Genomic DNA, 14,673 nt, shown 5'->3' with positions numbered 1-14,673 from the left:
CCCGCCACGCTGCCGCCGTCGCCGAGCTTCGCAGCACCGTTGGGCTGGCTGCCGAAAGCGCCAAGGTCAACGCGCAAATTGAAAATGCCCGCCAGTTTGCCTGGCAAGCGGCCAAAGCGGCCCAAAACCCGCCCCATACCGTAGCAGAGTGGGATCGGGTGATGGATCTGTGGAATGAGGCGATCGCCCGCCTGCGGCAAGTTCCCAGCAATGACCTGCAAGGCAAAGCCGAGGCCGAAAAACTGCTGGCCCAATATCAGGCCAACCTGGGCGAAATTCGCGTGCGCCGGGATGCCGAAGCCGAGGCTGTGCGCCGTCTGACGCGGGTAAACCAGGAGATTCAGCAGTTTCAGCAGCTCGCAGGCAGCACCAATGCCAATTACCAAATTAGCCAGCTTAACCGCATCCTCACCGAACTGAAGGCGATTCCCAGTGGCACCACGGTTTACAAAGAGGCAGAACTGCTGACGATTCAGGCGCAGAATGCCCTGGGCAAGCTGACAGGGCGGTGAGGCATCATCATCGCCGCATCTTCGTTCCGTTCTGATAAGGTGAATATTGCAGAAGGCAGGGACTCCATTACGGTTTGTCCTGCATTCTCCTCATCTTGCAATCTTTTGAGCTATGCCAACACCTGCTGAATTTTTGACGGCGACCCAGTGGGCGGGAATCATTACCCTGGTGGCGGGGGCGATCGCCGCCCTTGGCTTCCTGTTCCAGTGGGGCATCCGCTTCCGGTTTGTGGGCATCACCGGGTTTATGGCCGTGCTGACGGTGGGGCTATTTGCGCTCAGCCTGATGCCGATTACCCGCGTGGAAATTCCGGGTGCGGTACGCTTTTCGACGGTCTATGACTCTGGCTCCACCCAGGTTGTGATTGCGGTTCCCCCCGATCTCACCAGAGAGCAACTCACCGCCACGCTCCAGCAGGCCGCCAATGACCTCTTTTCACCCGGCCGCCTGGGCCGCAGCGGCGAAAACCAGATGACCATCCGCGCCCGCACCGTCACCCACCCCCAGGAAGGGCTGACCCAGTTGGTATATCTGGGCCAGGTCAAGCGCTCCCTGTTCGATCGCAACGACGATAAGATGGAAATCTCTATTTTTTGATCTTTGATTTCTAAGGGATTTCTCAGGGGTGATAGAGCGACCAGGCTCATCAAGCGCTGCTTGCACCCTCTGGCGAATCCCCAGTCCCTCAAACACGCTGCACCGCAACACCGGTTACCGAACCTATGGCCAAACCCTCCTCGCCTCCGACGCTGATAACCTCCATGATTGCCCCGGCACAGGTCATGCGCGGGCAGGGGGCGATCGCCCAGGCGGCAGAGGCGATCGCGCAGTTGGGGCGGCGGCCCGTGGTGATTGGGGGCGATCGCACGCTGAAGGGAGTGCGGCCGCGGCTCCAGCCCGTGTTCAAAAAGCATTCGCTGAGCGCAACAGAGGCAAGCTACGGGGCAGATTGCAGCGAGGCTTCACTGGCCAAGCTACGGGAGGCGATCGCCCAGCACGGCGCAGATTTCGTCATCGGCGTGGGCGGCGGCAAGGCGCTGGATGCGGCCAAGCTGGTGGCACATCAAACCAGCCTGCCAATAGTCACGATTCCCACCTCTGGTGCCACCTGTGCGGCTTGGACGGCGCTGTCCAACGTGTATTCCGAGGCGGGGGCATTTCTCTACGACGTGGCGCTGCCCCGCTGTCCTGATTTGCTGATTTTGGATTATGACCTGGTGCAGACGGCGGCCCCGCGCACCCTGGTTGCAGGCATTGGAGATGCGATCGCCAAGTGGTACGAAGCCTCGGTCAGCAGCGGTCATTCGGAGCGCACGTTTCTCATTGCCGCCGTGCAGCAGGCGCGGGTGCTGCGCGACATTCTGTTCCAAAAGTCGGCCGAAGCGCTGCGATCGCCCGGTAGCGACACTTGGCAGGACGTGGTAGACGCAACGGTGCTGCTGGCAGGCGTAATCGGCGGCATCGGCGGGGCCCAGTGTCGCACGGTGGCGGCCCACGCGGTTCACAACGGGTTGACCCATTTACCTCAGAGCCACGGCACGCTGCACGGTGAAAAGGTCGCCTACGGCATTCTGGTGCAACTGCGGCTAGAGGAAATGGTGCAGGGCAACCGCCTTGCCAGCAGCGCCCGCCAGCAGCTTCTCCAGTTTTATGACGACATCGGCCTGCCCAGGACGCTGGGCGATTTGGGCCTCGGTGATATCACAATCGCTCAGTTGCAGCACGCAGCCGAAGTCGCCTGTGCAGACCATTCTGATATTCACCGTCTGCCCTTTGCCGTTACCCCAGCGCACCTGATGGCGGCGATGGTGTCCACCACAGCGCCCATTACCGATAGCTGGGCCCAAGAGGCGGCCGCAGCGCGAAACCTGGACGACGCTGATCACGCTCCGGCTCAGCCTTCCCATCCCTCCTCTTTCCTCCTCCACCCCGTGTCTTCGGAGGTGTCGGAATGAAACTGGACTGGATTAGCCCGGCGGATCGGCTGAGTGCGCTGCCGCCCTATGTGTTTGCGCGGCTGGATGAGCTGAAGGCGCGGGCAAGAGAGCAAGGCCTAGACCTGATCGACTTGGGCATGGGCAACCCTGATGGCCCAACGCCCCAGCCCGTCGTTGAGGCGGCAATGAAGGCGCTGCAAAATCCTGCCAACCACGGCTATCCCCCCTTTGAGGGGACTGCCAATTTTCGTAAGGCGATTACCGACTGGTATGCCCGTCGCTATGGCGTACAGCTTGACCCGGATGGCGAGGCGCTGCCGCTGCTGGGGTCGAAGGAGGGGCTGACGCATCTGTCCTTTGCCTATGTGAATCCGGGCGATGTGGTGCTGGTGCCCAGTCCGGCCTATCCGGCGCACTTTCGCGGGCCGGCGATCGCCGGAGGCGACATTTACCCACTGCTCCTGAAGCCTGAAAACAACTGGCTGATTGACCTGGCGGCAATTCCCGAAGAGGTGGCCCGCCGCGCCAAGATCCTCTACTTCAACTACCCCAGCAACCCCACCGCGGCCACCGCGCCCAGGGAGTTCTTTGAAGATGTAGTTGCCTTTGCCCGCCAGCACCAAATCCTGCTGGTTCACGATCAGGCCTACGCCGAGCTAGCGTTCGATGGCTACCAGCCCACCAGCCTGCTGGAAATTCCTGGCGCAAAGGAGATTGGCGTAGAGTTCCACACGATGTCCAAAACCTACAACATGGCGGGCTGGCGCGTTGGCTTTGTGGTGGGCAATCGCCACATTATCCAGGGCCTCCGCACCCTAAAGACCAATCTGGACTACGGCCTCTTTAGCGTCCTGCAAACGGCAGCAGAAACGGCGCTGCAACTGCCGGATGTGTATCTACACGAGGTGCAGGAACGCTACCGCACCCGCCGCGACTTTCTGATTCGCGGGCTGGGCGAACTAGGCTGGAACGTGCCCAAAACCCTGGCGACGATGTACCTCTGGGTTCCTTGCCCGCCGGGAATTGGCTCCACCGACTTTGCGCTGCATTTGCTGGGCGAAACGGGCGTAGTGGTGACACCGGGCAACGCCTTTGGGGAGGGTGGCGAAGGGTACGTGCGAATTAGCCTGATTGCCGAGTGCGATCGCCTGGGTGAGGCACTGCGCCGTATGAAGGACGCAGGCATCCATTACAAGGCCTGGCAGTCGGGCTGAAACCGGGCTGAAACCAGGCCGGGTCAAGCAGCGTGAGAGGTCTGTACCCCATTCGCTAAACTAGGCTCATCTCTCAACCCCTCTCAACCCCTCAACCCCGTCTTGCCATGTCCATTGCGAAAGACTTGGACGATCAGGGTCTGGAACCAGCGGCGGCCCCCCGCACCGCATCCAGCAATTTGCCCAGCCCAGAGCCTGCTTGGGCTGCGGGCATAGACTCTGGTCTTGACCTAGACAAGGTTCCCTTTCCACCCGGCGACCTCTACAGCGACGAACCTCCATTGGAATCTGAACTGCATCTCCGCCAAATTTTGCTGCTGATTCAGTCGCTCGAATGGCTGTGGCGCGGGCCAGACCCCAGCACCCATCGAGATTTCTACGCCTTTGGCAATCTCACCATCTACTACAGCCTGCGCGAGCGCAAGTCGGAAGATTTTCGCGGGCCAGACTTTTTTGTGGTGTTGGGGGCCGACCCCAAGCCCCGCAAAAGCTGGGTCGTGTGGGAAGAGGGCGGCAAATATCCCAACGTCATCATTGAGCTACTGTCGGATTCGACGGCTCATGTCGATCGCGGGCTGAAAAAACAGCTCTATCAAGACACCTTCCGCACGCCCGACTACTTCTGGTTTGACCCCCATACGCTGGAGTTTTGCGGATTTCACCTGGTAGACGGACGCTACCAGCCCCTCGAACCCGACTCGCGGGGCTGGCTGTGGAGCGAACAGCTTCAGCTATTCCTGGGAATTCAGGATCGCAAGCTGCGGTTTTTTACCCCAGACGGGCAGCTTGTACCAATTCCCGAAGAAGCGACCGCCATCGAGCGGCAGCGGGCGGAAGAAGAACGGCAGCGGGCGGAAGAAGAACGGCAGCGGGCAGAGCAGGCCGAAGCACTCCTCGCACAGTATCGGGCGCGGTTTGGCGAGTTGCCCAGCGAGTAGCGCTTCGGCGGTTGCCTGGGTTTAGGGCGATCGCCCCTCCAGTTGCTTCTCAACCAGTTGCTTCTCAACCAGTTGCTTCTTCAGCTTCCCCTGCCCAGCCCTAAACCATTGCGCTGAACCGGGCATTTACCTCTTCCATAGACACATCTTCGACGTGGGTCGCAAGCGTCCAGACGTGACCGAACGGATCGGCCAGCGTACCCGCGCGATCGCCATAGAACTGATTTTCCACTGGGCGAATTTCCGTTGCCCCTGCGGCGATCGCCCGATTAAACAGCGAATCCACATCTTCGACATAGACCATCAGGCTGACGGGCGTTCCGCCAATGGCTTGGGCGCTGTGATGATCCATCTCCGGAAACTCGTCGGACAGCATGATGGGCGAGTTGCCGATTTTGATTTCGGCGTGGGCCAGCTTGCCCGATGGGTCAGCCAGGCGCATTAGCTCCGTTGCCCCAAACGCCTGCTCATAGAAGGCGATCGCCCCTGCCGCGTCATGCACAATCAGATACGGGGTCACCGCTGGATATCCATCAGGAATCGGTTTGACTGCCATCGTGATCGCCTCCAAAAACAGAGCAAACGTACTATACCACAGCGTAACGACCCTCGCGCAGCGCCAAAATTAAAATTAATGCGCCGTTTTTGCGATTTCTCAGTACACTTTTGGGCAGTGTAATGTTGCAGTGTAATGTTGCAGTGTGTGTTGCAGCGGTTGATTCCCAGGGCTAGCTCCCACAGTTGGCTCACACCGTACTGCTCACACCGTATTGCTTACACCGTATTGCACACCACATTGCAGCGATATCGCGGAACTCCTCCACCCGGTTTTGAACAACGCTATGAACTCCAAACTCGTTTCGCTAGGACTGTTGGCTGCGCTGGGTGTGGCCCTGCCTGCCCGCGCCGAAAATCTTGAGCATGTGCAGCGGTTGCTTGCAAATCGCCAGTGCCAGCAGTGTGATTTGCACCGGGCGGGGCTGGTGTTCACCAATCTGTCGGGGGTAGATGTCAGCCGTTCTGACCTGAGTCTGGCGAACCTGAACCGGGCAAACCTGCAAGGGGCAAATCTGCAAGGGGCAAACCTGCAAGGGGCGGTCTTGTCCTATGCCAATCTGGGTGGAGCCGACCTGCGCGGGGCTGATTTGCGCGGGGCAGACTTGCGCGAAGCCTATCTCTATGGCGCAAATCTGACCGGGGCGCTGCTGGATGGGGCAAACCTTTGGCGGGCGATTGGGCTGCCCGAAAACCTGGTGTCGGTGGAGCAGTTGTATCTCTGGGGGTTGGCAGAGGCGCAGCGCGGCAACTTCCCCGATGCGATTCAGTATTTCAATCAGAGCCTTAGTCGCCAGCCTGATTTTTCAAACGCGATGCTGGCGCGGGGCATTGCGCGGCTTCAGTTGGGCGATGAAGCAGGGGCAATGGAAGATGGACGGCAGGCCCAGCAAATGTTTTTGGCTCAGGGAAACATTCCAGGGCAGCAGCTTTCGGAGCGGTTTGTCACTGGGATTGAGCAAGTGCTGGCAGCCGAGGAGCGGGAACGGCGGGCCCAGCGGCGCAGCAACGGGGTTGGCAATGTGGTTAGTGCCCTTGGGGGCTTGGCGAGTTTGTTCTTACGCTTTTTGCTGTAGGGCCAGCGCTCTGAGGGCTGAGGCTCTGGAAATAGAGCCAGCCGACGGTTCCCAAAAACGCCAGGTAGGCGATCGCCTGTCCCAGATACAGCTGATCGCGGTAGCCCAGCAGCGCCTTTAGCAGCACGCCGGGAAATTTCTTGTCGGGCAGCACGGCGCGGGCATCCCACACCTGCGGCCCCAGCACGCAGTCTGGCCCGGCGCTAAAGCAGAGATTCGCCCAGGCGGGATGAAGCTGCACCCAGGCGGCGATCGCCAGGTCTACATGGCGCAGCATGGAGATTACCAGCCCCGACACGATCAGCAGCAGCAGCACCCCCATCACCTGAAAGAAGCGCCTCAGGTTGATTTTCACGCCCAGTTGAAACAGCAGCACCCCAATGGCCACTGCGCCCACCAAGCCCGCCATCGCGCCCAGCGCCGGAGCCAGCCCGTCCTGAAACTGCGCCGCCAGAAACAGCACCGTCTCGAATCCTTCCCGCAGCACGGCAATGGTGATCAGCCCAAGCACGCCCCAGCCTGCGCCGTCTTGCTGCAAAGCCGACGTGACCGCACCTTCCACCTCTGCCTTGAGGCTGCGGGCCTGCCGCGTCATCCATACCAGCATCCAGCTCAAGAGGGCGATCGCCACCAGCCCAAATCCCGCCTCCATCGCCTGTCGCAGCATAGGGGCATAGCGCTGCTGAGACTGGTTCAGCGCCGTCAGCACGCCGCCCAGCAGCACACCCACCAGCACGCTGCCCGCCAGCCCTGCGCCAATGCCGCCGTAGACCCACGGGTTCAGCCGGGACTGGCCCGCCTTGCTGAGGCAGGCCAGCACGATGCCCACCACCAGCGCCGCCTCCACGCCCTCGCGCAACGTCACCACAAATGCAGGCAAAGCAGCCGTTAAATCCATTGGTTCAAACAGCCCCATCTCAAGAACAGACTCGCAAGTATTGCGACGGTTACAACCGCAATTACAATCGCCATTACAACCAGGGATTGCAACCAGGGATTGCAAGCGTCATTACAACCAAGAATTGCAACCAGCATCGCAACCGGGAATTGCAACCAGGGATTGCAGCCGCCATTGCAATCAGCGATTACACCTGTGATTCTACTCTGCTGCTGCTACAGACGGCGAGATGGGGCTGGGTGTGGGGGGCGATCGCCGTTAAAGCGTCGGGCAAAGCATCGGGTTGCGGCGCTTCCTGATGAGGCATATCCAGCGGACACTCGCAGACCCCCTGCTGAAGCCAGCGCATCCCCACCTGATGCAGCGCCGCCATCACAGGCTGAATTTCTCGGCCCTTGTCCGTTAATCGATACTCCACACGGGGCGGAATCTCTGCATAGACCGTCCGCTCAATGAGTCCGTGTTCTTCTAGCTCCCGCAGCCGCGCCATCAGCGTTTTGGTGCTTAGCCCTGGCAGTGCATCGAGAAATTCATGGGTTCGGCGGGCAGGGCGACCGTTCTGATTTGGCGCACTGGCAAACAGCTCGCGCAAAATCAAAATGGCCCACTTGCTGCCAATCAAGTCGAGCGTAAACTGAATCGGGCATTTGAAATCAGAGGAAGAATAAGAGCGAGAATCCAACGGACTATCTCCTGAACTTTGGGGGTGCAATTGATCTATCTCAGGATTAGCAAGTGATCCATCCAATAGCTTCTTCGACCCGATACCAGGCTATTAGTGCAAGGGATACGAATTCGTCAGGTTTAACGTTTTCTTCCAGTTCCGCCCAAATCCAGCACCCATCTGATTCTTTTCCTCTGGGTAACTGGGTGTGCATTCTGGAAACTGTCTTGTCCTCCTGAGGCACGTCTTTCATCATGGGGGCAAAGGCAAGTACTCGATAAACCGCTGCCTTAGTCCTGCTGTCATCTGGGCACTTGTGCATCGGTACATTCCATTCCGCTTCAAGTTGCCCGTTGCACACTCACTTTTTGGAGAATTGGCTGAATGGTTAAGTTACTCGTTGGCGTGCTGGTGTTTGTGATCAACCAGATTTATCACGATCGCCCGATTCCTCGGTTTTACGTCCTGGAAACGGTGGCTCGCGTTCCCTACTTTTCTTACCTGTCGGTTTTGCATTTGTACGAGACGCTGGGATTGTGGCGGCGTGTGGAGTGGCTCAAGGTACACTTTGCCGAGTCTTGGAACGAGCTACACCATCTGCTGATTATGGAAGCATTGGGGGGCAGCCAACACTGGGGCGATCGCCTCCTAGCCCGCAGCGTTGCCTTGCTCTACTACTGGATTATCGTGGCGCTGTATATTATCTCACCCAAGTCGGCATATCGCTTTATGGAGCTAGTAGAGGAACATGCCTATCATACCTACGACCTGTTCTTGGTGCAGGAAGGCGAAACCCTAAAGGCTCAGCCTGCTCCTCAAGTAGCCCTTGAATATTACCAAACGGGCGATCTGTATCTGTTTGATGCGTTTCAAACGGCCCATCGTCCGCAGGAGCGTCGTCCAGCAATCAACAATCTGTATGACGTGTTTGTTGCCATTCGCGATGATGAGCGAGAACACGTAAAAACGATGGTGGCCTGTCAGCAAGCAGATCAGACGAGCAGACTCGGCTACGAACCCCTTCAGGAATTGCCGTCAAACACCGTCGCAGAGCCAGTTTTGATTGAGAAAGCTGAGGAAAAAGAAGTCGTGACGCGCTCATAGGCAGGAGAGTCAGGCTTAGAAAGAGCAATAAAGAGCTTCAAAGAGCCTCAAAACCGGATGCGTATCGAGCCTGACTCTGAGCTTGCCTTGACCCTCACTTTGCAGGAATTTTGTAGGGATTGATGATGGCACTGTTCGGCTTGTGAGGAAACTAGAGAGAAAGTTTGGTGAAGCCCAAAGATCCTCCTGCTGGTTTTGCTGAAGCACAGCTTGAAGCACAGTTTGAAGTACGCCTGAAAACGCAGTTGGAAACGTATTTGGAAACACACTGCGCTAACGCTTGAAGATTGTAGACGCTACACCGCCGACTCAGATCCACACCTACTCCCACCAGTTGAAGGAGTCCCTATGCAGGTTACTACGATTCAAGAATTGGAAACGCTGATCGAACAAGTCAAGGCAGCCCAAGCTCAATACGCAACCTATACCCAGAGCCAGGTAGACTGGATTTTTAAGCAAGCTGCCCAAGCGGCTAACGCCCACCGGATTGATCTGGCCAAGCTGGCCGTTGCAGAAACCGGGATGGGCATTGTTGAGGACAAGGTGATCAAAAACCACTTTGCCTCGGAAATTATCTACAACAAGTACAAGCATGAGCGCACCTGCGGGCTGATTGAAGAAGATGACACCTTTGGCATTCAAAAAATTGCCGAGCCTGTGGGCATTCTGGCGGGCATCGTTCCCACAACAAACCCGACTTCGACCGCCATTTTTAAGTCGCTCATTTCCCTGAAAACGCGCAATGCCATTATTTTTTCACCCCATCCCCGTGCCAAGCGCTGCACAGTGGAAGCAGCCCGACTAATTCTTCAGGCGGCTGTGGCGGCTGGTGCGCCGGATCACATCATCGGCTGGATTGATGAGCCATCGGTGGAGCTATCGCAGGCCTTGATGCAGCACCCAGATATCAAGCTGATTTTGGCGACGGGCGGGCCGGGGATGGTGCAGGCTGCTTACTCATCCGGGCATCCGTCGCTGGGGGTGGGTGCAGGAAACACGCCCGCCGTGATCGCCGAAAGCGCGGATATTCAAACGGCAGTGAGTTCTATCTTACTCAGCAAAACGTTTGATAACGGCATGATTTGCGCGTCGGAGCAGTCGGTGATTGTGGTTGAGCCAATCTACGACGCAGTGAAGCAAGAGTTTACGACACGGGGCGCTTATTTCCTGAACCCAGAGGAGAAGGCGAAACTGGGCGAACAGATTGTGCAGAATGGGCGGCTCAATGCGGCGATTGTGGGCCAGTCGGTGCAAACGCTGGCGAAGCTGGCGGGAATCTCAGTGCCGCCACAAACCAAGGTGCTGATGGCTGAAACCGACCGAGTGGCTCTGGATGAGCCGTTTGCCTGGGAAAAGCTGTCGCCGATTCTGGCGTTTTATCGGGCAGCAAACTTTGAAGGGGCGATCGCCCGTGCCGAGGAGCTAATTAACTTTGGCGGCAAGGGGCACACCGCCGCGCTCTACATCGACACCGCCCAGCGTTCCGAAATTCAGCTTTTTGAAACCCGAATGCAGACAGGGCGTGTGCTGATCAACACGCCGGCCTCCCAAGGGGCAATTGGCGACTTGTATAACTTCAGGCTTGACCCGTCGCTGACGCTGGGCTGCGGCACTTGGGGCGGCAACTCGGTCTCTGGCAATGTCACTGTGCATCACCTGCTGAATATCAAAACCGTGTCGCAGCGGCGCGAAAATATGCTCTGGTTTCGCGTGCCGCCGAAGGTCTACTTCAAGAGCGGCTGCTTGCCAATGGCCCTGGGCGACTTGGCGGGCAGGCAGCGGGCATTTATTGTGACCGATAAGCCGCTCTTTGACCTGGGCATGGTCAACCCTGTCACGCGGGTTCTGGAGGATTTGGAAATTCGCTACGACGTGTTTCACGATGTCGAACCTGACCCGACGCTATCGAATGTGAATCGCGGGCTGGAGCAGTTGCGGCAGTTTCAGCCGGACGTGATTATTGCGCTGGGCGGCGGCTCGCCGATGGATGCGGCCAAGATCATGTGGCTGATGTATGAGCAGCCGGAGGTGGAATTTGCGGGCGTGGCTATGCGGTTTATGGACATTCGCAAGCGGGTGTATGAACTGCCGCCGCTGGGTCAAAAAGCCCTGCTGGTGGCGATTCCGACCACCTCAGGAACGGGGTCTGAGGTCACGCCTTTTGCTGTGGTTACGGATGACCGGGAGGGCATTAAATATCCCCTAGCAGACTATGCCCTGACTCCTAGCATGGCGATTGTAGACCCGGATCTGGTGCTGACGATGCCGCCCAAGCTGACGGCCTGGAGCGGGATTGACGCGCTGACCCATGCAGTTGAAGCCTATGTGTCGGTGTTTGCGACGGACTTTACCAATGGGCTGGCGCTAGAGGCGATCGCCCTCCTGTTCCAATATCTGCCGCGCTCCTATCGCAACGGGGGCCGCGATCCCGAAGCCCGCGAACGGGTTCACTATGCCGCCACGATTGCGGGCATGGCCTTTGCCAATGCGTTTTTGGGCATCTGCCACTCGATGGCGCACCAGCTTGGCGCGGTGTTCCACGTTCCGCACGGGTTGGCCAATGCGCTGCTAATTTCCCATGTGATTCGCTACAATGCTACGGATCAGCCCTTTAAGCAGGCGATCTTCCCGCAATACAAATATCCCAACGCCAAGGCCCGCTACGCCCAGATCTCCGACCATCTGCATCTGGGGGGCAACACAGCCGATGAAAAGGTGGAACGGCTGATCATCGCGGTGGAAGAACTGAAGCGCAATGTTGAGATTCCGGCAACCCTGGCGGAAGCGCTCAGTCAGATGGGTCAGGCCTCCTATCCGGGGGGCGATCGCGCTTCGTTCTATGCCCAGCTTGATAACCTGGCCAACCGCGCCTTCGACGACCAATGCACGGGGGCAAATCCTCGCTACCCGCTGATCCAAGACCTGAAGGAGCTATTTGTGTTGGCCTACGAGGGGCCCCAGGCCGATCCAGACGATGTGCCGCTGTGCTATCGCGCAGAAATTGCCCGCACCAGTCAGCAGCTTGCGCCAAACCCCAGCAGGCATGAACCTGCGGACGTAGGCGATCTGTCTGCCTCGGTGATGGCGGAGATGCCCTTGATTCCGCCATCAATTCCACCCTCAATTCCGCCCTCGATTCCCTCTGTAGCAGCGGACGACTCATAGCCCCCTGGCGCGGGGCCGGCCCGGAATCTGGTTGGCCCTGCGAACCCGCCGCTTTTTCTAATTTCAGGTCTTACCTTCAAGTCTTACCTTCAAGTCTTACCTTCAAGTCTTACCTTCAGGTCTTACGTTCAAGGAGGCACTATGCCAACGCTTGTTTTAGAACCGGATGCCAGTCAAGCGCGATCGCCCTGGGACGGGTTTGTGCCCGGAGTCTGGGTAGAACGGATTGACGTGCGCGACTTTATCCAGAAAAATTACACGCCCTACACCGGGAATGAGGCGTTTTTAGCACGTCCCACCGCCGCCACGCGCACCCTGTGGCAGCAAGTGACGCAATTCATGCAAGCTGAGCGAGAACGGGGCATTTTGGATGCCGATACGCGAGTGGTGTCGAGCATCACCTCCCACCCGCCGGGCTACATTAACCGCGAACTGGAGCGGATTGTGGGGCTGCAAACCGACCAGCCGCTGAAGCGAACGATGATGCCCTTTGGCGGCATCCGAGTCGTGAAAACAGCGCTAAATGCCTACGGCTATACGCTCGACCCCGAAACGGAGGCAATTTTCACGAAGTATCGCAAAACGCACAACGACGGCGTGTTTGATGCCTACACTCAGGAAATGCGGATGGCGCGGCGGTCGGGGATTATCACCGGGCTGCCCGATGCCTATGGGCGGGGGCGGATTATCGGCGACTATCGGCGAGTGGCGCTGTATGGGTGCGATCGCCTGATTGAAGACAAAAAAGACCAGAAGCAGTCGCTCGCAGCCCTCAGCGACGAACCTACCATTCGGCTGCGGGAGGAACTGTCGGAGCAGATCCGGGCGCTGGAGGAACTGAAGCAAATGGCCGCCAGCTACGGCTGTGATCTCAGCGCCCCGGCTGCGAATGCCCAAGAAGCCGTGCAGTGGCTTTATTTTGGCTATCTGGCTGCCGTGAAAGAGCAAAACGGCGCGGCAATGTCGCTGGGGCGGGTGTCTACGTTCCTAGATATCTACTGCGAGCGGGATCTGCGAAACGGCACGGCTACGGAAATCGACATTCAGGAACTCATCGATCAGTTTGTCATGAAGCTGCGGATGGTGCGGTTCCTGCGAACGCCGGAGTATAACGAGCTATTTTCGGGCGACCCGACCTGGGTGACAGAATCCATTGGCGGCATGGGAGAAGACGGGCGACCCCTGGTGACAAAAACCAGTTTCCGAATGCTGCATACGCTGAACAATTTGGGGCCGGCTCCCGAACCCAACCTGACGGTGCTGTGGTCTGAACGGCTGCCGGATGCGTTCAAGCAGTATTGCGCCAGGATTTCTATCGAAACCAGTTCAATTCAGTATGAAAACGACGACCTGATGCGGCCCGAGTTTGGCGATGATTATGCGATCGCCTGCTGTGTATCTGCGATGCGCGTGGGCAAGCAAATGCAGTTCTTTGGCGCACGGGTCAATCTGGCCAAGGCCCTGCTCTATGCCATCAACGGCGGCCGCGATGAAAACACAGGCGAACAAGTAGCGCCCCCGTTCCGCCCCATCCTGTCGGATTATCTAGACCCCGACGAGGTGATGGAAAAATTCGACAGACTGCTCACTTGGCTGGCAGAGCTATACATCAACACGCTGAACGTCATTCACTACATGCACGACAAGTACTGCTACGAGCGGCTAGAAATGGCGCTGCATGATCGGGACGTTTATCGCACGATGGCCTGCGGCATTGCAGGACTTTCGGTGGTGGCGGATTCGCTGTCTGCGATTCGCTATGCCAGGGTGAAGGTGTTGCGGAATGAAGCCGGACTGGCCGTAGATTATGCCGTGGAAGGCGACTATCCCAAGTTTGGGAATAATGACGACCGGGTGGATGCGATCGCCGCGAACCTGGTGACGACCTTTATGAACAAGCTGCGGCAGCACAAAACCTACCGCGATGCCGTGCCCACCCAGTCAGTGCTGACGATTACCTCCAATGTGGTCTACGGCAAGAAGACGGGCAGCACCCCTGACGGGCGAAAGGCCGGCGTGCCCTTTGCCCCCGGTGCAAACCCCATGCACGGCCGCGACACCAAGGGGGCGATCGCCTCCCTTGCCTCTGTCGCCAAGCTGCCCTACGCCCATGCCAAAGACGGCATTTCCTACACCTTTTCCATCGTGCCCGACGCGCTGGGGAAACAGACGGGCGATCGCATCCAAAATCTGGTGAGCTTACTAGACGGCTATTTCCACGATCAGGGGCATCACGTCAACGTCAACGTACTCAATCGAGAAACCTTGCTCGACGCGATGGCGCATCCTGAACAATATCCACAACTTACGATTCGAGTGTCGGGCTACGCGGTCAACTTCATCAAGCTCACCCAGTCGCAGCAGCTAGATGTGATCAGCCGCACCTTCCACGATCGCGTCTAGGCATAGATGGCATTCGCAAGAGACTCGCTTTCGTAAGGCGTTCAGCCGACGCAACGCAGGGCAAAAGGACTCCGGACGGCAACGACAGGAACGATTGAAACTCGCTTGCAACTCGCTTGCAACTCGCTTGCAACTTGCCTGAAACTCGCTGACCGTTCGCCTTTTGCCCTTTCTCTCGACACTCTTTTGACACGCTTTGCTTAGCC

9 protein-coding genes and 3 pseudogenes are annotated in these 14,673 nt (G+C 58.1%); 9 read left to right on the top strand and 3 right to left on the bottom strand.

Annotation, left to right across the window (positions count from 1 at the left end):
- From IGS51_RS12920 to IGS51_RS12900, 5 genes and pseudogenes are all read left to right on the top strand, one after another.
- Window positions 1–512, top strand: a pseudogene (locus IGS51_RS12920) (hypothetical protein); the annotation flags it as partial.
- Between the two features lie 112 nt (window positions 513–624).
- On the top strand, window positions 625–1,110 hold the full coding sequence (locus IGS51_RS12915; RefSeq protein WP_297078767.1) for a Ycf51 family protein: 486 nt from the start codon (window positions 625–627) through the stop codon (window positions 1,108–1,110).
- 125 nt (window positions 1,111–1,235) lie between these two features.
- Window positions 1,236–2,468: an iron-containing alcohol dehydrogenase family protein gene (locus IGS51_RS12910; protein WP_297078766.1), complete on the top strand. Its 1,233-nt coding sequence runs from the start codon at window positions 1,236–1,238 to the stop codon at window positions 2,466–2,468.
- Window positions 2,465–3,664 carry an aspartate aminotransferase gene (locus IGS51_RS12905; RefSeq protein WP_172358038.1) on the top strand — a complete coding sequence of 400 codons (1,200 nt, stop codon included), beginning with the start codon at window positions 2,465–2,467 and terminating at the stop codon, window positions 3,662–3,664. Before IGS51_RS12910 ends, IGS51_RS12905 begins: the two co-directional genes overlap by 4 nt.
- Window positions 3,665–3,771: 107 nt before the next feature.
- Complete coding sequence (locus IGS51_RS12900; RefSeq protein WP_297078765.1) at window positions 3,772–4,602, top strand: Uma2 family endonuclease; 831 nt, start codon at window positions 3,772–3,774, stop codon at window positions 4,600–4,602.
- Between the two features lie 100 nt (window positions 4,603–4,702).
- Here IGS51_RS12900 and IGS51_RS12895 read toward each other — a convergent pair whose 3' ends face one another.
- Window positions 4,703–5,158, bottom strand: a complete 456-nt coding sequence (locus tag IGS51_RS12895; RefSeq protein WP_297078764.1) for a VOC family protein — start codon at window positions 5,156–5,158, stop codon at window positions 4,703–4,705.
- Between the two features lie 286 nt (window positions 5,159–5,444).
- Between IGS51_RS12895 and IGS51_RS12890 the strand changes: the two genes are divergently transcribed.
- On the top strand, window positions 5,445–6,233 hold the full coding sequence (locus tag IGS51_RS12890; RefSeq protein WP_297078763.1) for a pentapeptide repeat-containing protein: 789 nt from the start codon (window positions 5,445–5,447) through the stop codon (window positions 6,231–6,233).
- Here IGS51_RS12890 and IGS51_RS12885 read toward each other — a convergent pair.
- Both IGS51_RS12885 and IGS51_RS12880 read right to left on the bottom strand, forming a co-directional pair.
- Window positions 6,184–7,131 (bottom strand): FTR1 family protein, encoded by a 948-nt coding sequence (locus tag IGS51_RS12885; protein ID WP_367279331.1) that lies wholly within the window; start codon window positions 7,129–7,131, stop codon window positions 6,184–6,186. The genes IGS51_RS12890 and IGS51_RS12885 overlap by 50 nt on opposite strands.
- A 307-nt stretch (window positions 7,132–7,438) precedes the next feature.
- Window positions 7,439–7,813, bottom strand: a pseudogene (locus IGS51_RS12880) (winged helix-turn-helix transcriptional regulator); the annotation flags it as partial.
- Between the two features lie 366 nt (window positions 7,814–8,179).
- Between IGS51_RS12880 and IGS51_RS12875 the strand changes: the two are divergent.
- The 3 genes and pseudogenes from IGS51_RS12875 (at window position 8,180) to pflB (ending at window position 14,467) form a co-directional block, all read left to right on the top strand.
- Window positions 8,180–8,899, top strand: coding sequence for an alternative oxidase (locus IGS51_RS12875; RefSeq protein ID WP_297078760.1), 720 nt, complete (start codon window positions 8,180–8,182; stop codon window positions 8,897–8,899).
- Between the two features lie 348 nt (window positions 8,900–9,247).
- Window positions 9,248–11,854 (top strand): annotated as a pseudogene (gene adhE / locus IGS51_RS12870) (bifunctional acetaldehyde-CoA/alcohol dehydrogenase); the annotation flags it as partial.
- A gap of 351 nt (window positions 11,855–12,205) precedes the next feature.
- Window positions 12,206–14,467, top strand: a complete 2,262-nt coding sequence (gene pflB / locus IGS51_RS12865; RefSeq protein WP_297078758.1) for a formate C-acetyltransferase — start codon at window positions 12,206–12,208, stop codon at window positions 14,465–14,467.
- Window positions 14,468–14,673 lie beyond the last annotated feature (206 nt).

It is taken from the genome of Thermoleptolyngbya sp. M55_K2018_002, assembly GCF_015295965.1.
GTDB lineage: Bacteria > Cyanobacteriota > Cyanobacteriia > Elainellales > Elainellaceae > Thermoleptolyngbya > Thermoleptolyngbya sichuanensis.
Note: the sequence above shows the minus strand (reverse complement) of the source record. Positions and strands in the feature narration are given on the sequence as shown.